This is a genomic window from Algoriphagus sp. (assembly GCF_046296635.1).
Lineage (GTDB): Bacteria > Bacteroidota > Bacteroidia > Cytophagales > Cyclobacteriaceae > Algoriphagus.
Map to the genome: position 1 here is coordinate 426,252 of NZ_JBKBKZ010000001.1, position 18,500 is coordinate 444,751.

General features: G+C 41.0%; 16 protein-coding genes. 9 read left to right on the plus strand and 7 right to left on the minus strand.

Annotated elements, in window-relative coordinates; genetic code table 11:
• Positions 1-76 precede the first annotated feature (76 nt).
• A complete protein-coding gene (locus tag ACK4HU_RS01960; RefSeq protein WP_409803201.1) occupies positions 77-784 on the plus strand; it encodes an acyl-CoA desaturase in 708 nt (235 codons plus the stop codon).
• Between the two features lie 172 nt (positions 785-956).
• Positions 957-1,286 (plus strand): BlaI/MecI/CopY family transcriptional regulator, encoded by a 330-nt coding sequence (locus ACK4HU_RS01965; RefSeq protein WP_409803153.1) that lies wholly within the window; start codon positions 957-959, stop codon positions 1,284-1,286.
• A 66-nt stretch (positions 1,287-1,352) separates the two neighbouring features.
• On the opposite strand, the gene ACK4HU_RS01970 is transcribed toward ACK4HU_RS01965, so the two are convergent.
• The gene (locus tag ACK4HU_RS01970) at positions 1,353-4,562 is read right to left on the minus strand and encodes a S41 family peptidase (RefSeq protein WP_409803202.1); all 3,210 of its coding nucleotides are present in this window, start codon (positions 4,560-4,562) and stop codon (positions 1,353-1,355) included.
• Between the two features lie 198 nt (positions 4,563-4,760).
• Here ACK4HU_RS01970 and tyrS point away from each other — a divergent pair, with 198 nt between their 5' ends.
• Positions 4,761-6,053 (plus strand): tyrosine--tRNA ligase, encoded by a 1,293-nt coding sequence (tyrS, locus tag ACK4HU_RS01975; RefSeq protein WP_409803154.1) that lies wholly within the window; start codon positions 4,761-4,763, stop codon positions 6,051-6,053.
• A 138-nt stretch (positions 6,054-6,191) separates the two neighbouring features.
• Entirely contained in the window at positions 6,192-6,887 is a 696-nt protein-coding gene (locus ACK4HU_RS01980; protein WP_409803155.1) for a TetR/AcrR family transcriptional regulator, read from the plus strand.
• A gap of 403 nt (positions 6,888-7,290) precedes the next feature.
• Here the strand turns inward: ACK4HU_RS01980 and ACK4HU_RS01985 are convergent, their stop codons facing one another.
• Both ACK4HU_RS01985 and ACK4HU_RS01990 read right to left on the minus strand, forming a co-directional pair.
• Positions 7,291-7,713, minus strand: coding sequence for a hypothetical protein (locus ACK4HU_RS01985; RefSeq protein ID WP_409803156.1), 423 nt, complete (start codon positions 7,711-7,713; stop codon positions 7,291-7,293).
• Between the two features lie 72 nt (positions 7,714-7,785).
• The gene (locus ACK4HU_RS01990; protein WP_409803157.1) at positions 7,786-8,754 is read right to left on the minus strand and encodes a zinc-dependent alcohol dehydrogenase family protein; all 969 of its coding nucleotides are present in this window, start codon (positions 8,752-8,754) and stop codon (positions 7,786-7,788) included.
• 109 nt (positions 8,755-8,863) lie between these two features.
• On the opposite strand from ACK4HU_RS01990, the gene ACK4HU_RS01995 reads away from it, so the two are divergent.
• Genes ACK4HU_RS01995 through ACK4HU_RS02015 form a run of 5 tightly spaced genes read left to right on the plus strand, consistent with a single transcriptional unit; the run spans position 8,864 to position 15,195 of the window.
• On the plus strand, positions 8,864-9,631 hold the full coding sequence (locus ACK4HU_RS01995; RefSeq protein ID WP_409803158.1) for an SDR family NAD(P)-dependent oxidoreductase: 768 nt from the start codon (positions 8,864-8,866) through the stop codon (positions 9,629-9,631).
• A 9-nt stretch (positions 9,632-9,640) separates the two neighbouring features.
• Positions 9,641-10,852, plus strand: a complete 1,212-nt coding sequence (locus tag ACK4HU_RS02000) for an acyl-CoA dehydrogenase family protein (protein WP_409803159.1) — start codon at positions 9,641-9,643, stop codon at positions 10,850-10,852.
• Entirely contained in the window at positions 10,845-11,873 is a 1,029-nt protein-coding gene (locus ACK4HU_RS02005; protein ID WP_409803160.1) for a phosphotransferase family protein, read from the plus strand. Before ACK4HU_RS02000 ends, ACK4HU_RS02005 begins: the two co-directional genes overlap by 8 nt.
• A 5-nt stretch (positions 11,874-11,878) precedes the next feature.
• On the plus strand, positions 11,879-12,757 hold the full coding sequence (locus tag ACK4HU_RS02010; RefSeq protein WP_409803161.1) for a 3-hydroxyacyl-CoA dehydrogenase: 879 nt from the start codon (positions 11,879-11,881) through the stop codon (positions 12,755-12,757).
• Positions 12,758-12,807: 50 nt separating this feature from the next.
• Positions 12,808-15,195: a 7TM diverse intracellular signaling domain-containing protein gene (locus ACK4HU_RS02015; RefSeq protein ID WP_409803162.1), complete on the plus strand. Its 2,388-nt coding sequence runs from the start codon at positions 12,808-12,810 to the stop codon at positions 15,193-15,195.
• Here ACK4HU_RS02015 and trmB read toward each other — a convergent pair.
• Genes trmB through ACK4HU_RS02035 form a run of 4 tightly spaced genes read right to left on the minus strand, consistent with a single transcriptional unit; the run spans position 15,185 to position 18,498 of the window.
• Entirely contained in the window at positions 15,185-15,847 is a 663-nt protein-coding gene (gene trmB / locus ACK4HU_RS02020; RefSeq protein ID WP_409803163.1) for a tRNA (guanosine(46)-N7)-methyltransferase TrmB, read from the minus strand. The two genes, ACK4HU_RS02015 and trmB, sit on opposite strands and share 11 nt — an antisense overlap.
• The gene (locus ACK4HU_RS02025; protein ID WP_409803164.1) at positions 15,848-17,146 is read right to left on the minus strand and encodes a bifunctional folylpolyglutamate synthase/dihydrofolate synthase; all 1,299 of its coding nucleotides are present in this window, start codon (positions 17,144-17,146) and stop codon (positions 15,848-15,850) included.
• 3 nt (positions 17,147-17,149) lie between these two features.
• Positions 17,150-18,106, minus strand: coding sequence for an energy transducer TonB (locus tag ACK4HU_RS02030; protein ID WP_409803165.1), 957 nt, complete (start codon positions 18,104-18,106; stop codon positions 17,150-17,152).
• 2 nt (positions 18,107-18,108) lie between these two features.
• Positions 18,109-18,498 carry an ExbD/TolR family protein gene (locus ACK4HU_RS02035; RefSeq protein WP_409803166.1) on the minus strand — a complete coding sequence of 130 codons (390 nt, stop codon included), beginning with the start codon at positions 18,496-18,498 and terminating at the stop codon, positions 18,109-18,111.
• Between the last annotated feature and the right edge of the window lie 2 nt (positions 18,499-18,500).

Sequence of the window (18,500 nt, forward strand, 5' to 3'; positions counted from 1 at the left end):
CTTATATTTGCACAATTTATTTAAAGTTTCTCAAGTGATCATCATAATATTCTTCCTGCTGCATTGGTATTTCTCCCTGTTCTGCCAAAGTTTCTTTCTCCACCGTTACGCTGCCCATCAAATGTTTGTGATGAACAAGTATTGGGAAAAGTTTTTTTACTTTTTTACTTGGATATGGCAAGGGAGTTCCTATCTCTCCCCTAGGGCCTATGCAATTCTTCACAGAATGCATCATGCTTATTCTGATACTCCAAAAGATCCGCATAGCCCACATCATACCGAGAATCTTTTTACCATGATGTGGAAAACTAAAAATATTTACAACGATTACTTTAGCTTCAAACTCAAGCCAGAGGATCGTTTTTCTAAGGACATTCCGGATTGGAATAAGTTTGACAAATTTGCCGACAACATGGGCGTAAGAGTCGCTTGGCTTCTATTTTATGTAGCAATTTATGTCCTGAGTATTTCTGTTTTTGATTTACCCGGAACTCATTGGTGGATGTATTTCTTGTTGCCCATTCATTTTTTGATGGGACCTGTACATGGTGCAATCGTAAATTGGAGTGGACATAAATATGGCTATGCCAATTTTGATAACAATGACAAATCAAAAAATTCGCTATTACTCGATGTTTTGATGCTAGGTGAACTTTTCCAAAACAATCACCACAAACTTCCTAATCGACCGAACTTTGCTGTAAAATGGTACGAGTTTGATCCTACTTACCCGATTGTAAAACTCTTACATGCCACCGGAATTATTAAATTAAGAGCCATTTAAGTTTAGATTATCCAGATTAAGGTTTCATATATAAGGTTTTGGATTATTTTATCTGCCTAAAAATCAGTTTTTTAGGTGAAGGCATAACTAAATAGTAAAAATATTTTTCAATTTTCTTTGGATTTAAGAAACTAAACGAATAATTTTCTATCGAATTAAAACTTAACACCTTATGAAACCATTAACCAGAGCAGAAGAGGAAATCATGCAAATCCTCTGGGATATTGAGCGAGGCTTCGTGAAAGATATCCTAACCCCAATGCCAGAGCAGAAGCCGGCATACAACACAGTTTCCACCATCGTGAGAATTCTTGAGCGAAAAGGTTTTGTGAGCCACAAGTCTTACGGCAAAAGCCATGAGTACTTTCCTATCGTCTCCAAAGATGAATACAGAACATTCATCATCAAGAGAATGTTGGAAGGCTATTTCGAAAGTTCTTTTGGTAAACTTTCTCAGTTTTTCAAGAATGATGAATCGCTGAATACCAAACAGTATCAATAAAACACGAACCGTGGATAAAAAAAAAAACCGACCAAATGGTCGGTTTTTTTTATACATATTTTGCTGTCATTTGATATCCTTGAGTAATTCTTCAACAGCTTTTTCAAGTTGCTGATCGATACCAGAATCAATTTTTCCCGGCATATTTTTCACTTCAAATTGTGGCCGAGTTTCATTATTCTCCAGCCATTCTCCTGCTTTGTTTTTTGCAGAAATAGGAACAGCTCCCCAGCGAGATCCATCTGGAAGACTTTCCCAACCCGCAAACGAGCAAGTACCCGGTGTAGGCATGCCCACAGTTTTTCCGATTTTCAAGTCTGTATATCCACAGGCAAAACAATGTCCATCTGAGTAATTGCCTTCGTTAAACATTGCCAAAGTCGGTTTGGTCCAGCGCGCAGTCGGCTCACCTCCCACTACTTTGTCAGCTGTAGCATAAGTTAAGAATGGTTCACCAGTGAAGAACATCGCCAAATCTGCGACTAGGTCTCCCCCTCCATTGAAACGGGTATCCACCACCATACCATCCTTTTCAAAATACTTACCCATCATATCTTCAAATACATTTCGATAAGGACCATCACTCATTCCTGGAATATGTACATAACCCAATTTGCCACCACTGAGCTTTGCTACTTCATCCTGATTTTTCTTCACCCAACGCTTATATAGCAATTGATTTTCCGCTCCCAGAGAAATTGGTTTCACCGTGTATTGCTTTCTGCTTTGATTACTAGGATCAAGAACTTCTACAAGCGTGAATTTATCTTCTTTCCTATTTAGAAGCTTCGCAAAATCCATTTCAGGGGTGATGAGTTCTCCATCTATTTTCTCAATGATCATTCCTGATTTCACTTCGATATCGGCTTTGTCCAATGGACCACCTTTAATTACTTCTGTAATTTTGATGCCATTTCCTTTATGTGAATAATCGAAGAAAATTCCCAAAGCGCTCGTAGCATCTGCCATAGGAACTGGACGGGAATATCTTGCTCCCGCATGAGACACATTAAGCTCTCCAATCATCTCAGAGATCATTTCTGCAAACTCGTAACTGTTACCGATATGCGGAAGATACTTTTGGTATTCAGGCTTGATCGCATTCCAATCAATTCCATGCATATCCGGCGTGTAGAAGATCCCTTTGGTCCGGAGCCAAATGTGCTCAAAGAGGTGGGCCGTTTCTGCTGTTTTATCAAAAGTCATTTCACCTGCAATCTTGATATTGTCTCGCTTCATGGTCTCAGGATTGATCTTGGAGATACTACCGCCTGAAAGCAGGAAAAGATTTTTTTGATCCTTGTCCCAAACCAATTGACCGGAATTGGCATCCAGCGCTATTTCCTGTTTGGTTTCTTTGGTTCGAAGATTTGTGCTCCAGAGGTTCATTCCCTTTTCGAAGCGAGCCAGATAGAAAAGCTTTTCTCCATCCTTGGAAAGGACCGCATCACCCATATTAGAAGAATGGATCGTCAACCTTGACTTTCGTTCCTCGAAACCATCCCAATTGAATTTAATAGGCTTGACCTCTTTTGTTTCTGCCTTATCGGTTTTTGATTTATCACCTGTTTCATCAGAATTTTTAGCTTTTTCGATTTCTTTCAAAAGATCAAACTCATCCTTGCTTAATCGAAATTTGTCCCAAGCCGCCTGATCGAAGAACAGCGTGTACACATCATCTTCATTTCTACCGCTGGTGGCATAACTTCTCAAACCGTCACGATTGGTAAACCAGATCATCTGCTTGCCTTCATTTACCCATTTGGCATTGGTATCTGAATAGCCGCTTTGAGTGAGCATTCGCATTTTTTCCTTCCCGGAAGCATCCAAAAGAACAACTTCAGAATTGGTCATCGTGGGTCTGTAACTTGCCAAAAGCCACTTGCTGTCCGGACTCCAAGTGTAATATTGGTCACCATCTCGCATGTGAAACAATAGTTCAGGACCCATGAGAGTAACTGAAGTCTTTGCGGCTAAGTCCAAAACTTTCAGGCTTCTGCGACCTTCCACATAGGCTAGTTTTTTTCCATCAGGAGAAAATTTAGGCAGATAGGCATCAGCCTCCAGTTTAACCAATGCTTCCTCCTTGATCAAAGTGGAGGCAAAGAAAAATGGCTCTTCGGCACGAATTTTTGTAGCTTGAAATATTTGCCACTTTCCGTCCCGTTCAGAGGAATAGATGATCGATTTCCCATCTGGAGCAAACTCTACAAATCGCTCCTGCTCTGGAGTGTTGGTAATTCGTTTGGTTAAGGAGCCATCCACTGACGTAACGAATACCTCTCCACGAGCGATAAAGGCTATTTCTTTTCCGTCAGGAGAAAGCGTCATTTCCTGTACGCCCCCATTGATGGCAATGAAATTGTCCGGATTAGAGATTGACTGAGTGGCAATGGATACTTCCAGTTTTTTCGGTTCCTGCCCTTTTTTCAGAGTATAAAGTTCACCGTCAAAGCTGAAACTCATTAGCCCATTATCCGAAATGGAGAGAAACCGCACCGGAAATCCAGAGAATGTTGTCAGAGCTGATGTCTGAGCTGGATTTGAGACTGGCATGCTGTAAACGTTAAAGCTTCCATTTGCCTCGCTTAAGTAGAAAATCTCGGATTCATCAGGTGAAAAAACCGGATTTCGATCTTCTCCATAGAATTTGGTAAGCATGGTATGCTCATTTTTAGCGGCGTCATACATCCAAATGTCTCGGGTGATTCCCGACTGATGATGTTTTCTCCATTCATTTTCACCACCTTTTTTGTCGTGATAGATCATCTTGGAACCATCCTTACTGGTTTGCACATATTCCGCGGGAATCGTCCAAATTTGATCGATACGACCACCTGATTTTGACACTTGATATAATTCAGGCTGAGATCCGGTTGGATATTGACGATGGGCTGCTATATCCATTCGGGCTGCTCCAAAAATGACTTTTTGATCATCTGAACTGAAGTCAAAAGGCATCTCATCTGTGGAATGATATGTCAGGCGAGTAGCATTTCCGCCTGCTGAACTCATGATGAAAACATCAAAATTCCCATAACGATCCGAAGCAAATGCAATCTGCTTTCCATCCGAACTCCAAATCGGCTTGAAGTCATGCGCTTCGTGAAAAGTAAGTTGGGTGGCCTTGCCACCTGAGCTTGGGACTAGGTAAAGATCTCCTTTATAGGTAAAAGCAATTTGGCTTCCATCGGGAGAGATTGCCGGGTAGCGTAACCAATTTGGTGCTGTTTGTGCCAAGACTGAGGAAGCGAAAAGCATTCCTACACCTAGCATTAATGTGAATAGTCGTTTTTCCATAGGGTGTGAAAAGATTTGTTCGAAAGTACTGAAAATATTTGTGCCGCTATTCGCCATTAATGGAATAGCAACGCAACACCATTGCATTATTTATTGGTTGAGAAAGCAATCGTTGGTTTTCATACTACTGAGCGGCAACCTATATTTGCACGCTAATTAAACGACCCTTTTTCAATGAATTCATTTATAGAAGAGCTCAGATGGAGAGGAATGTTGCAGGACATGACTCCGGAGATCGAAGAACACCTCACCAAAGGAATGGCTTCTGCCTATCTGGGTTTTGATCCTACAGCTGACTCGCTTCATATCGGTCATTTGGTCGGTGTGATGACTTTGCTTCATTTCCAACGTGCGGGTCACAAGCCTTTTGCATTGGTAGGCGGTGCAACAGGCATGATCGGAGATCCTTCTTTCAAGTCTTCCGAACGAAACTTATTGGACAAAGTAACTTTGGATCATAATGTAGCTTGTATTCAAAACCAATTGTCCAAGTTCCTTGACTTTTCGGGTGCTAATACTAACAAAGCAGAACTGGTCAATAACTTTGATTGGATGTCTGAATTCTCCTTTCTGGAATTTATTCGGGATGTGGGAAAGCATATCACCGTAAATTACATGATGTCCAAAGACAGCGTAAAACGCCGTCTGGAAGATGGAAATGGGCTTTCTTTTACCGAATTCACTTATCAACTAATCCAAGGCTATGATTTCTATCATCTTTGGAAAAATATGGATTGCTCCATTCAGCTAGGTGGTTCGGATCAATGGGGAAATATCGTCACCGGCACCGAACTCATCCGAAGAATGGGCGGAGGAAGTGCTTATGCCCTAACTGTTCCATTGATTACCAAAGCTGACGGAACCAAGTTTGGCAAAACCGAAGGAGGATCAGTCTGGCTCGATCCGGAGAAGACTTCACCCTATGCTTTTTACCAATTTTGGCTGAATGTCTCTGATGAAGACGCTTCCAAATACATTCGAATTTTCACTGTTCTTGATCAGGAAACAATCGAAAATCTGGAGGCTGCACATGTACAAGCACCGCATTTGAGATTGCTGCAAAAAGAAATTGCGAAGCAAGTAACCATGATGGTTCATAGCGAAGCAGACTATGAAATGGCAGTGAAGGCTTCTGAGATACTTTTCGGAAAGTCATCAACTGAAGATTTGGCTTCGCTGGATGAGCGGACATTTTTAGCAGTTTTCGAGGGAGTTCCTCAAGTGCAGCTGAGCAAAACTGAATATGAGTCAGTGGAAAATGTGCTGGATCTATTCGGAGAAAAGACACAGGCACAGATCTTCCCATCCAAAGGTGAAGCCCGAAAGATGATCCAAGGCGGTGGTGTCAGTATCAATAAGGAAAAGCTTGATGATCCAAATGCAAGCTTAAATTTCAACCTCCTTCAAAACAAATATCTTCTGATTCAAAAAGGAAAGAAAAACTATTACATTCTGGAAGTGAAATAATCAATTGACCACCAATCGAAAAGGCCTCAAGTTAAATTTTGAGGCCTTTTTTATTCCGGCCAAACTGAAAATTACCCTGCGTTTTTGACCCTGATTTAATATCTTTGATGTCGACTTTTAAATCTTGGTTTCACAATTATGGCAGGGGAAAAAAATAAAGAAAAACTCATTTTGGATTCAGCAGTTGCACTTTTCACCACAAAGGGATACAATGCTACCCGCATGGAAGATGTCGCTAAACGTGTGGGAATCAGCAAGGGACTCACCTACTTTTATTATAAAAACAAGGAGGATCTTTTCATGGCTTTGACCAAAAAAGCCTTTGATCAGTTTAAGGAAGAATTCAGGGAAGTACTGCGATCAAAAGGCAAGAACGGCTTGGAGATGCTGACTGATTTGATGGAAAAAATCATCAATTTTTCTATCGAACAGCCTGTTTACTACCATGCCATCGTAAACTTTTTGGATGTGTTAAAAAAATACAACGATCGATCTTTGAGAAAAGAAATTGATCCTATGATATTGGATTCCATTCATTTTCACAAACTACTGGAAATCCATCACGAGCCTGTCAAGCTGGGAATGCAAATGGTTTCGCTTGGAATCAAAGATGGAAGTATTAGACCTGAACTGCAGCCCGAAATTACTTTCTATACCGTGTGGAGTATGATTATTGGTTTCGGAAAAATGAGCGGTCTTGTAGGCTTTGAAGGAAAGGAAACCAAAATCAGTGCTGAGGCTTGGAAGATTGGATACATCAAATTGATGCAGGAAATGCTGAGAGGTACTATTCAGGCAAACCGTCCGGCGATCGTCCAGACAAGTCTATTTTAAGACATTAGTATCAAGATTTAAGTATCAAGAAGCAAGACTTTAGACACAAGAAACAAGCGAAAAATTCTAAATAAACAACCCTGAAAGGGTTAAACTTTGAATAGCCCCGTGTGAAACGCGGGGAATTGAAGATATTAAATCAGGAACGACAACCCTGAAAGGGTTGAATAATTTCGGTTAATTTGTAATATATTGTGTTTAGTAAAATCAAGACGTGACATGTCACTAATAACTGAGACTGCCTACTGCAACTCACCACTTACGTTTCATAACTTACAAAGACATAAAAATTAAGAGCCAAGACACTGATATTTTCAATTTCTTGGCTCTTGCTTCTTATCTCTTGTTTCTAATTTCTTCTATGATCTTGATACTAATATCTAGATACTTGATACTAGAAAAATCATCTACTTTTCCAGAGATCTTTCATCTGCTTGCCATTCATGACTAGCACAAATCGGGCAGGATTTGGGATTAAAACAATCCGAACGTCGAGCTTATCAAATTGATCTGACTCTATTGGAACACCTACTTTCCCCCCAACTTCATACGTCACAACTCCATTTGCATCAGGCAGCATTTCTTTATAGGCATTTGCCAAATAAGCTGATGGCAGCAAAATATCTGTGTCTGATTTGAGTTTGGAATAAATTTTTTCCAGTTGAGGTTCAAGCACTTCCTCATAAGCTTCATTGAAATCGTCCTCCAAGTCATGTAATTCTTCCTCAAGGTCGTCATAGCTTTCATCGCTATAATCCATCTGACTGAGTTGATTCCTTTTCTGTACGATTTCAGTGAGTTGCTTGTCCAGCTGTTCCCAATTCATTGAATAATCTGTTTGGTTTAAAGTGCAAAGATGACCATTAGTATGTTTTTTACCCGAAAAATATCTGAGAAATTAACTTATCAGTAGAATTTTCCCGTTTCTGCCAGGCTCAGAATAGGCTTCTAAAGCCTCCTTAAATTCTTCCAATTTGAATTTTCCAGCGATATCGATTTTAGAGTTATCATTCATCAAAAAGCCAAAAACCGATCTAAAAGCTTTTCCTCGCTCAGCTTCATTCATCTCTTCCATCCAAGTAGAGAGCCAAAACCCTTCGATTTTCAAATCTTTAAAAATCAACAATCCGCTGTTAATTGGCATATTATCCAAAGCCAAGGCCCCAAAAACCATCATTCTACCTTTTGGTCTAAGGCAAGCCAAAGCTTTTGCACCGAGCATCCCTCCTACTGCATCAAAAATTACATGCACTCCTCCGTCGGTTTTCTCTGGAACAATTTTTTGAATTTTCTCGGATTCAGTATTTATCACCAAGTCTGCTCCCAGGTTTTCTAAAACCTCTTTTTGAGAATCATGACGGACAGTGGCAGCTACTTTGATCCCTTTTGCTTTTGCCATTTGGATAGCAAACTTCCCAAAGGCTGATGCACCAGCAGTTATCAAAAGCCATTCGCCAGATTTTAATCCTGATTTTTCGATCATGCCAAATGCAGTCATCGGATTGACAAAAGCCTGACAAGCCACCTCATCCGGCATGCCATCAGGCACCGGAACCACCATCGCTGCGGGCAGACAAAGATACTCTCTCCAAGTCCCGATAGCAGTGAACATCACGCATGTTCCGGGTTTCACTTTTCCGGCTTCATCACCTTTCTCCACTACTCCACTGGCTTCAAAACCAGCACTGCTTGGGAACTTAGGCGTGATTCCATACATTCCTCGCACAAACATGATGTCTGAAGGATTGATATTCCTGGCGGTCACCCGAATCAAAACTTCATGAGGCTTTGGAGTCGGAATTGGACTATCTACAAGTTGAAGAACTTCTAGAGGTTGGCCGGCTTGTTCAAATAGTAATTCTGTCATTTTGGATTTAGAAATATGATTTTAATCAGACTAATCAAGATCGGTAATGAAAGAAAGTTTTCTCTCAGGCAAATTTTCCTATCTTAAGGTTCAATATAAACCTAAACATATGGATTTGTCCACTGTTTTTTCCCTTCATGGAAAAGTAGCTCTAATTACGGGAGCAAGTAAAGGAATTGGTTTCTCTATAGCTGAAATTTTCGCAGCGGCAGGAGCCAAAGTTGTCATCAGTAGCCGAAAACAGAACTTGCTGGATGAAATGGCAGATCAGCTGAAAAGCAAAGGATATGAAGTCACAGGAATTGCATGTAATGTGGGGAATATGGAAGAATTGCCGCTTCTGGTTGAAAAAACCGTAGAAAAATATGGATCAATCGACATCTTAGTAAATAATGCAGCCTCCAATCCGGTTTTTGGACCTGTCCATGAAACGACCCTGGAAGCTTTTGACAAAATCATGGCTGTGAATGTCAAAGCACCTTTTGAACTTTGTAGGCTTTGCTTCCCATATCTCAGAAGATCCTCCGGAGCTTCGGTCATCAATATCAGTTCGATTGGTGGGATTTCACCTGAACATGGATTAGGGATTTATTCAGTTTCAAAAGCTGCTTTAATTTCATTGACAAAGGTGTTTGCCAAAGAATGGGGTGAAGCCAAAATCCGTGTCAATGCAATATGTCCTGGTTTAATTCAGACCAAATTTTCAGAAGCACTTTGGTCTAATGATAAAATTATGAATATGATCATGAAGCAGTTGGCAATCAAGCGTGCCGGCACCTCCGAAGAAATCGGTGCCATGGCGCTCTTCCTTGCTGCATCCGCTTCCTCCTACACCACAGGAGCGGTCTTTACCGCCGACGGTGGTTTTACGATTTAATTCTTACTCATGCATTCCACCCACAATTTCCCTCAGGAAGATTTAAAAAGACTTCTTGATCAGTATAGCGACTTCGTCAAAAAGGAGCTTTTCCCAATCGATTTGAAAGTCGTAACAGGTCCATTTCGCTCCTACCTTCCACAGCTTGAAGCACTTCGATCAAAAGCTAAAACTCTTGGACTTTTTGCACCTCATCTCTCAAGAGAGGACGGTGGTATTGGGTTGAATCTTGTTCAATTTGCTCAGGTTTCTGAAATTTTAGGCCAAAGTCCAATCGGTCATTATGTATTCAATTGTAATGCGCCGGATATCGGAAACATGGAATTGCTTCACCTTTTTGGCTCGGATGAGCAAAAAAAAACATGGCTAAAACCACTTCAGGAAGGTAAAATCCGAAGTTGCTTTGCTATGACTGAACCTGAGCACGCAGGCAGTAATCCAATCAATATGAGTACGACCGCTGTTCGAGAAGGAGATGTTTACCGAATCAACGGACATAAATGGTTTACTACAGCAGCTGATGGAGCGAGATTTACAATTGTGATGGCTGTAACAAATCCTGAAGCAGAATCACCCTATCAACGAGCAAGTATGATTATCGTCCCTTTGGACAATCCGGGCTATAAATTTATCCGAAATATTCCCATCATGGGCGAGGCTGGAGAAGATTATATGTCACATGCTGAAATACGATTTGAGAATTGCCTAATACCAGTCACAAATCTTATCGGTGCTGAAGGGCAGGGTTTTGCTCTCGCGCAGGAAAGACTAGGACCGGGAAGAATCCATCATTGCATGCGTTGGATTGGAATCTGTGAGCGAGTATTTGATCTGATGTGCAAACGTGCAGTTTCGAGAGAACTGGATCATGGAAAACCATTGGCTGACAAGCAAACCATCCAAAACTGGATTGCAGAAAGTCGGGCAGAAATCAAAGCAAGTCGTTTAATGGTGCTCGACACGGCTGAAAAAATGCAGGAATATGGCGCAAAAGCTGTTCGTGAGGACATTTCCACCATCAAATTTTTTGTGGCAGATGTCCTGATGAAGGTTATCGACCGGGCGATTCAGGTTCATGGTGCCTTGGGAATTACCGATGACACCTTACTTTCATTTTGGTATCGGCATGAGCGCGGAGCAAGGATTTATGACGGTCCGGATGAAGTTCATAAATCCGCTTTGGCAAGAAGTATTCTGAAAAACTATCGTTCCCATGGCTAATTTATTAGATTTTTCAAATTTCAAGATCCATCTATCCGAAAAGCTATCCTGTGACACCAATTCTGTAGATATCACTCAAATCGCCGGTGGCTTTTCTAATTTGACTTTTTTGGTCCAAACCTCATTGGGAAAATTTGCGATGAGAAGAGCTCCATTCGGAGAAAAAATCAGCAAAGCCCATGACATGGGCAGAGAATATCAGGTCCTTGAAGCCCTTCAAAAAGCCGGTTATAAGAAAGCTCCAAAGCCAATCTTACTTTTTGAGGATCAACAAGGCAATGAAGCTCCTCTCCTAGTCATGGAGTTTGTGGAAGGCTATGTTTTGAGGAATAAGCCCAATCCAGAGGTTTCATTGAATGAAGATGATTTTAGAAAGCTTTCTGAAAACACGCTGGACAGTTTGATCGAACTCCATTCTCTTGAATTGGAAACATCTGGATTAATAAATCTCGGAAAACCTGAAGGCTATGTGGAGCGACAAATCTCCGGCTGGACGGATCGATATGAAAGGGCTAAAACCAATGAACTGCCAGAAATGGAAAAAGTCGCACTATGGCTCAAGGCTAATATTCCAAAAAAGGAAAATGTCGGATTTATTCATAATGATTATAAATATGATAATTTGGTCCTAGATCGAGATGCCAAAACTGAAATAAAAGCAGTACTCGACTGGGAAATGGCAACTGTTGGCGATCCATTGATGGATTTAGGGACATCGTTAGCCTATTGGGCGCAAGCTGATGATCCTGAAATTCTGAAAATGTTTAATTTGACGCATTTACCTGGAAATATGACTCGATCCGAGGTGATTCGCTATTACGACTTACGCGGCTCTTTTGACCTTGGGAACATCTTGTTTTATTATGTTTTTGGACTTTTCAAAGTTGGAGTCATTGCGCAGCAGATTTACAAGCGATTCAGGCAAGGATTCACAAATGACCCAAGATTTGCCGCATTAATTCATGTAGTGGAAGCCGCTGGAAAAATGGCAGAGAAAAGCATTCTTAACGAAAAAATCTAATTCAAATGACGATCAAAAACATCTGCATTCTAGGCGCAGGAACACTGGGTTCTAGAGTTGCATTACAAGCTGCAATTTCAGGATACAACGTCACAGTCTATGACATCCATCAGAAATCTTTGGATTTCGCTCTTGCCACGATGAAAAAGATCCTGCGCCAATTATTCAAAGCAGGTCAAATCCAAGAAGGTGATGATCAAGAAATTCTTGCCCGAGTGAAGTTCACCATGGACCCAATTGCAGCTGTGAAAGATGCCGACTTTATCAATGAGAGCGTGACAGAAGAGGCTGATATCAAGAAGAAAGTTTGGAAACAATTTGGAGAAATCGCTCCGGAGAAAACCATTTTTACTACCAATACTTCCTACATGCTAGCGTCAATGTTTGCTGGAGACTCTGGAAGACCAGAGCGATTTTGTGCATTCCACTTTCATGATGTTTTTTATTCACGGGTAGTCGATATCATGCCTCATCCGGGGACAGACCCAGCATTAATTCCAATTTTGGAAGATTTAGGCAGAAAACTGAATCAAGTTCCGGTCATTCTGAAAAAGGAAAATCCAGGCTATATCTTCAATACCATGCTGATGGCCTTACTGGGAGCTGCTGGAAAGTTATTGACTGCAGAAGTAGCATCCATCGAGGACATCGACCGATCTTGGATGGTCAATTTTCACATGCCCATGGGTCCCTTTGGAATTCTGGATTCGATCGGATTGGATACGGCTTGGCATGTGACTCACAAAATGCCTGATCGAGCTTCGATCGCTTTTGCTGCTTTGCTTAAAACATATATTGATCAAGGCAAACTTGGAGAGAAAACAGGTGAAGGATTCTATACTTATCCTAGCCCCACATACAAAGCGCAGGATTTTGTAAAGTAAATCCAAAAAAGGGCCTTTCACCGTAATTAAAGATACTTTACATTCATTCCATGCTTAAAGTATTACTGACCCTTTCCCTTTTGTCCACTTCATTCTTGGTTTTGGCTCAAAAAGTTGAAGTCAATTCTGTCAATAATTTCCCCATCTCAATCCATGCTGATTCAGAAATTTTAGATTTGGAAAGCGATTTTGTACCGCTTGAAACAATCCTTTCAAATCGTAACTCCTATGAATTCACTCCACTAACGAGTCCCAACACGAACCTAGGTTTCACTAAAAATCATTTTTGGGTCAAGTTCACGCTTAGCAATAACTCAAAGTATTCTAAGAAAATATTTTTGGAAACAGCAAGGCCAATCACTGATATAGCAAATCTTTACCAAATCAATCAGTCAGGGGTAATCTCTTTGCAGGAAAATGGTGATATGACCCCTTTTTCAGCTAGGAAGTTGGAGCACAGAAAGCTAATTTTCCCTATTGAATTAGAAGGCAATTCAGACATCCAATTTTATCTTCATCTGTCAAGTGATGGGGAGGCTATCAATTTGCCCCTCATTTTGCATGACGACTTTTCATTAATCAAAGCCACCTTCCAAGATCAATTGGTATTTGGCTTTTTTTATGGCCTATTGGCCTTGGCAGCCCTTATTTACTTGTTTTTTTATTTTGGAATTGGCGAGAAAAGTTTTCTCCTCTATTCATTTTATGTGCTCTCGGTCGCCTTACTTCATGCATCTTTGGACGGTTACTTTTTCCAGTATATAGCCAAAGATCCTGGATGGTTTACGGATCGAAGTATCTTGATTTTTGCGACCATTTCTGCAATTTTATTTGGAAAATATACCCAAGAATTCATCCACTTAAAGAGCTTCTCAAAATCATTAAATAAGACTTTCAATGTTATAATTATAGGTTTGTTATTCGTTTTAGTCGGGATTTTAATAGTCAATGCAGGAAGACCGCTTTATTATCCGTTGGTCAATGCACTGGCATTATTGCTCACTCTTCTTTGCGTATATGCTGTCACTATCAGCATCCTCAAAAAACAACCGGTTGATCTATTTTTTGCTTTAGGTATTAGCTCCTTGACTATTGGGTTTGTCATGTTGATCCTCACAAATTTTGGCTTGATTCCACTAACTTTTATTTCTGAAAATTCAGCTAAAATCGGAACTGGCTTCGAAATAATTTTTCTATCACTTTCGATGGCAAACCGTATTCGGGACCTGCGAAATGAAAAAGAAAAGGCACAAAACCTGGCACTTCAGCGCTCCGAGGAAAGCAACGAAATCAAATCATTTTTCCTTTCCAACATGAGCCATGAGTTGCGCACACCACTCAATGCGATTTTGGGACTTTCGCAGTCGATTATGTCGGAGATTACAGACGAAAAAATTAGAGAAAACCTAGAAGTAATCAAGTATTCATCAATATCGCTTCTGTCCTCAATTGATGACATTCTGGATTACTCAAAAATTGAAAAAGGCGAACTCAACCTCGAAAATAAACCTTTTGACCTCCAAAAGTCTTTAACTGAAATCAAGTCCTTGGCTTATCAGCAAGCGAAAGACAAAGGGCTGACCTTTACTTATGAGGAAAATATCGCACTGCCTAAGCGCCCGATTGGTGATGTCGGCAGGTTCAGTCAGATCCTTAATAATATTCTGAACAATGCCATCAAGTTTACCCCTGCGGGAAAAGTAAAACTGCAAGTGACTAATTTAATCGATGCAGGTGAAAGTCAAATCTTGACCTTTTTAATTTCGGATACTGGAGTTGGGATCAAACCTGAGAAATTGGACCGAATCTTTGAATCTTTTATTCAGGAGCAAATTGACGATAAGCGGAAATTCGGTGGTTTTGGACTGGGATTATGTATCGTTAAAGCATTAACTGATCTATATGGAGGGAATATTTCAATCCAAAGTGAGCTTGGCATTGGAACGACAGTGGAGATAAAACTCCCATTCCAGAAAGCCGAAGAGGAACCTTTGGAATTAATAAAAAAGGATTCTGAGGGGCTCTTGCGAGGCAAATCAATTTTGGTAGTGGAAGACAATCCGGTAAACCAACTGGTGATGAAATCTATCCTTAGAAAATGGAAAGGCATTACGTTTGATTTTGCCGGACATGGCATAGAAGGTTTGGAAAAACTAAACTCCAAATCGTTTGACTTAATCCTGATGGATCTTCAAATGCCAGAAATGGATGGATATGAGGCCACGGAAGCCATTCGAATGGGTCAAGGAGGAAGTCAGCATACCAACATTCCAATCATAGCTGTGACAGCTGATACCACCGAGAAAAGCAAAGTAAGGGCGAATGCCGTAGGAATGGATGATTACATGACCAAACCTGTGGATGCAGAAATATTACTGGAAAAGGTGCTAAAAGCCTTATACCTGGAAAAAATCGAATTGGGTTCGATTAAGCCCTGAAACGAAATTTCAGGTATTTGATCTTTTCTCCTTTGTCAGAAAATAGCTTTTCGTATTTGGTCTTGATACCGTGATGATCATCCTTCATGTCACTCTGATAAAAATCAAAGGTGTAGGCTATAACTTCAATGTCCTCACGTGACTCTACCAGTTCTAAGGTATACTCAAAAAGACCTGTATTGTCTGTTTTGAAATGTACTATTCCGGTAGATTTAACCATACTGTGGTACATATCCAAAAATCGGGGGGATGTCAAACGCCGCTTCTCATCGCCATCTCTCGGAAACGGATCAGGGAACGTAATCCAAAGTTCGGAGATCTCACCTTCAGCAAAAAACTGATCCAAATTCTGAATTTGGGTACGGAGAAAAGCTACATTGGTAATTCCCTCGGCTGTTGCGGTTGAACTTCCTTTCCAGATTCGACTTCCTTTGATATCTACACCGATAAAATTTTTATTTGGATATTCACGACCCAGACCAACTGTAAATTCCCCGCGACCACAGGCCAACTCTACTACAATCGGATTATCGTTTTGGAATTGCTTTTCGTTCCAATGGCCTTTGATCTCTTCAAAAATTGGTTTGCCAGCCTGGACCACATTTGGGTTTACCTCGTTTTCGGCGAAGCGAACCATCTTTTTTCTACTCATTTAAAGCTCGTCGATTTCTGCGACCACAAAAGTACTCCCTCCCACAAATATTAGGTCATCCGTCCCTGCATTTTTTCTAGCGAAGGTTAAAGCTTCATTGACCTTTGGAATAGTTTCTCCCTTTAAACCAAATTCAGCAGCTTTCTCAGCCAGTAGATTAGCAGCGAGAGCTCTTGGTATATCCGCTTGGCAAAAAATATAATTCGCTTCTTTTGGAAGCATTGCTAAAATTTTTGAAATGTCTTTATCCTGAACCATCCCGATTACCATCCAAAGTTTTTCAAAATTATATGTTTCGAGCTGAGCCAGTATTTCCCTAATCCCAGGTTCATTGTGACCGGTATCAGCGATAATAATAGGATTTTCTCCTAATATCTGCCATCTACCTTTCAATCCTGTCAAAGTTGCGACTTCTGAAAGACCCTTCATTAAGGCTTCTTCAGAAATAATCCAGCCTTGATTTCTCATTTGATTTATAGCCTCCAGGATTCCGGGAAGGTTAAATCGCTGATAATTTCCCAATAGCCCAAAGTCTAGGTTTAAGGCTTTTTGTTTACTCTTCACCAGGAACTCAGCCACAAGTTTTTCTCCATTTCTCTTTTCTCCCAATTGAGTGATCTCAAAATTTTCTTCTGCAAAAACAATCGGAGCATTCATCTCGGTCGCGATCTGTTGAAAAACAGAAGTCGTTTCAACCTGAGTTTGACTGATCACTACAGGTATTTCCGGCTTGATGATTCCTGCTTTTTCAGCTGCGATTTCAGGAAGTGTTTCTCCCAAATACTGCATGTGGTCATACCCAATATTGGTGATCAGGCTGAGTTCGGGGATGATCACATTCGTGCTATCCAGCCTTCCTCCCATTCCCACCTCAATGATGGCAATGTCTACTTTCTGCTGCGCAAAATACCAGAAAGCCATTCCCACCGTCATTTCGAAGAAACTCGGTTTCAGTTCATCCAAGAAGTCCTTGTTTTCTACAACGAATCGAACTACAGAATCTTCGGTGATTTCTTCACCATCAATGCGTATACGCTCGGTGAATGATTTGAGATGTGGTGAAGTATAAAGGCCTGTTTTGTATCCAGCTGACTGAAAAATTGCAGCTAAAGTATGCGAAGTACTTCCTTTTCCGTTGGTTCCTGCGATATGAATTGACTTGAATTTAAGCTCAGGATTATCCAGATGAGAACATAGCTTCAGCGTGTTATCCAAGTCGCTTTTATAGGCCGATGCTCCTACCCGCTGAAACATGGGCAGGGAATTGAACAAATAATCCAGCGTCTCCTGGTAATTCATCTATTAATCAACCTTGATGATAAAGGTAATTTTCCCAGTTGAAAAATCCGCAGCTGCTCCACTTTGCTTTCTGAAACTGATCTGATTGACTACCTGACGATAATAAGCCAGGACATCATTGGAGACATTGTACTCCAAAGGAACGGCTTGGACAACCTTTCCAGCATCATCGATAGTAATTTTGAATACTATTCGACCATTTCTGGTAGAGACACGGTCATTGATAACCGGTCGGGACGCGAAATCCCATCCCGCTAAATCTAAGCTGTATCCTGCACCTGAATTAGCACCTTTTCCAGTACCCTCACCCATTACTGCACGACCATCAACGGTACCGGTTGGTTTGCCTTCGTCTCCTTTTGCATTGGAAGTACCCTGAGCACCACCTGAGGCGGGCTGTGTGCCTTTTCCGGCCGTTCCACCTGCACCCATCACTGCTCGCTGATCAATTTTTGGTTGTTCAGGTGCTTTTTGCGTGGTAGCTTCAGCTTCCGATTTAGCAGGAGTGGTGACTGTTTTTGTTGGTTCAGCTTTGGTAGGTTCTGGCTTTTTTGTTTCTACAGCGGCTTTTTCTTCACCCTTGATTGGAGAAGGTTTGGTAGTCACAGCTTGATTTGCAGCAGGCTTGGCAGCTTCTTTAGGTTTGGCTGTTTCAGTTTTTGGACTTGGTGCTGGAGTAGCTGGTTTAGTGACCGCAGGGGCAATTTCTCCAGGGGCAGCCGCTTCAGTCACATTAGTTTTTACTTCAGATGGGGCATTTGGACTGTTTCGATCACCTGAACCGGTCTCAGTAAAGCCTAGATTTAACTCTAAACCAAAAGTAGGTAGAGGTGGAACCGGCTGCTTCCAAACTACAATAAAATAGAACGCCAGAATCAAAAGAACATTCAGTACAATCGTGATGATTGCTGATTTTCTTTTGCTGTCTTTTTCGACTTCGTCTGTGTTCCAGGTTTGCATGATTAGTACGGTTTAGTTGCAATGGAGACATTGGCCTCTAATCCAGCCGCTATTCCTCCGATCTCTACTAAGTATTCAACGGGAACTTCCTTGTCAATGTGCAAAACAACTTGACCTTTTTTCCCCGCAAGCAAGGAAGTCAACTCTGCTTTGATCTGATCTCGACCGACTACTCGGTCATTGACAGAGTATTTTAGATCCTTTGTCACAGTGACAGAAACTTCCTGAAGGATGATATCTGAAGTCTCGCTTGAAGGTAAATTCACTGGTAGTCCAGATGGTGTAATAAAGGAGGAAGTCAACATGAAAAAGATCAACAACAGAAATATAATATCTGTCATGGATGACATGCTGAATGCCGGGTCTACCTTATTTTTTGACTGAAGTCCCATGA

Excerpts from the sequence above, each read along its gene's own strand:
- ACK4HU_RS01965 (WP_409803153.1), top strand. The coding sequence starts at position 957 with ATGAAACCATTAACCAGAGCAGAAGAGGAAATCATGCAAATCCTCTGG.
- ACK4HU_RS01970 (WP_409803202.1), bottom strand. The coding sequence starts at position 4,562 with ATGCTAGGTGTAGGAATGCTTTTCGCTTCCTCAGTCTTGGCACAAACA.
- tyrS (WP_409803154.1), top strand. The coding sequence starts at position 4,761 with ATGAATTCATTTATAGAAGAGCTCAGATGGAGAGGAATGTTGCAGGAC.
- ACK4HU_RS01980 (WP_409803155.1), top strand. The coding sequence starts at position 6,192 with ATGGCAGGGGAAAAAAATAAAGAAAAACTCATTTTGGATTCAGCAGTT.
- ACK4HU_RS01985 (WP_409803156.1), bottom strand. The coding sequence starts at position 7,713 with ATGAATTGGGAACAGCTGGACAAGCAACTCACTGAAATCGTACAGAAA.
- ACK4HU_RS01990 (WP_409803157.1), bottom strand. The coding sequence starts at position 8,754 with ATGACAGAATTACTATTTGAACAAGCCGGCCAACCTCTAGAAGTTCTT.
- ACK4HU_RS01995 (WP_409803158.1), top strand. The coding sequence starts at position 8,864 with ATGGATTTGTCCACTGTTTTTTCCCTTCATGGAAAAGTAGCTCTAATT.
- ACK4HU_RS02000 (WP_409803159.1), top strand. The coding sequence starts at position 9,641 with ATGCATTCCACCCACAATTTCCCTCAGGAAGATTTAAAAAGACTTCTT.
- ACK4HU_RS02005 (WP_409803160.1), top strand. The coding sequence starts at position 10,845 with ATGGCTAATTTATTAGATTTTTCAAATTTCAAGATCCATCTATCCGAA.
- ACK4HU_RS02010 (WP_409803161.1), top strand. The coding sequence starts at position 11,879 with ATGACGATCAAAAACATCTGCATTCTAGGCGCAGGAACACTGGGTTCT.
- ACK4HU_RS02015 (WP_409803162.1), top strand. The coding sequence starts at position 12,808 with ATGCTTAAAGTATTACTGACCCTTTCCCTTTTGTCCACTTCATTCTTG.
- trmB (WP_409803163.1), bottom strand. The coding sequence starts at position 15,847 with ATGAGTAGAAAAAAGATGGTTCGCTTCGCCGAAAACGAGGTAAACCCA.
- ACK4HU_RS02025 (WP_409803164.1), bottom strand. The coding sequence starts at position 17,146 with ATGAATTACCAGGAGACGCTGGATTATTTGTTCAATTCCCTGCCCATG.
- ACK4HU_RS02030 (WP_409803165.1), bottom strand. The coding sequence starts at position 18,106 with ATGCAAACCTGGAACACAGACGAAGTCGAAAAAGACAGCAAAAGAAAA.
- ACK4HU_RS02035 (WP_409803166.1), bottom strand. The coding sequence starts at position 18,498 with ATGGGACTTCAGTCAAAAAATAAGGTAGACCCGGCATTCAGCATGTCA.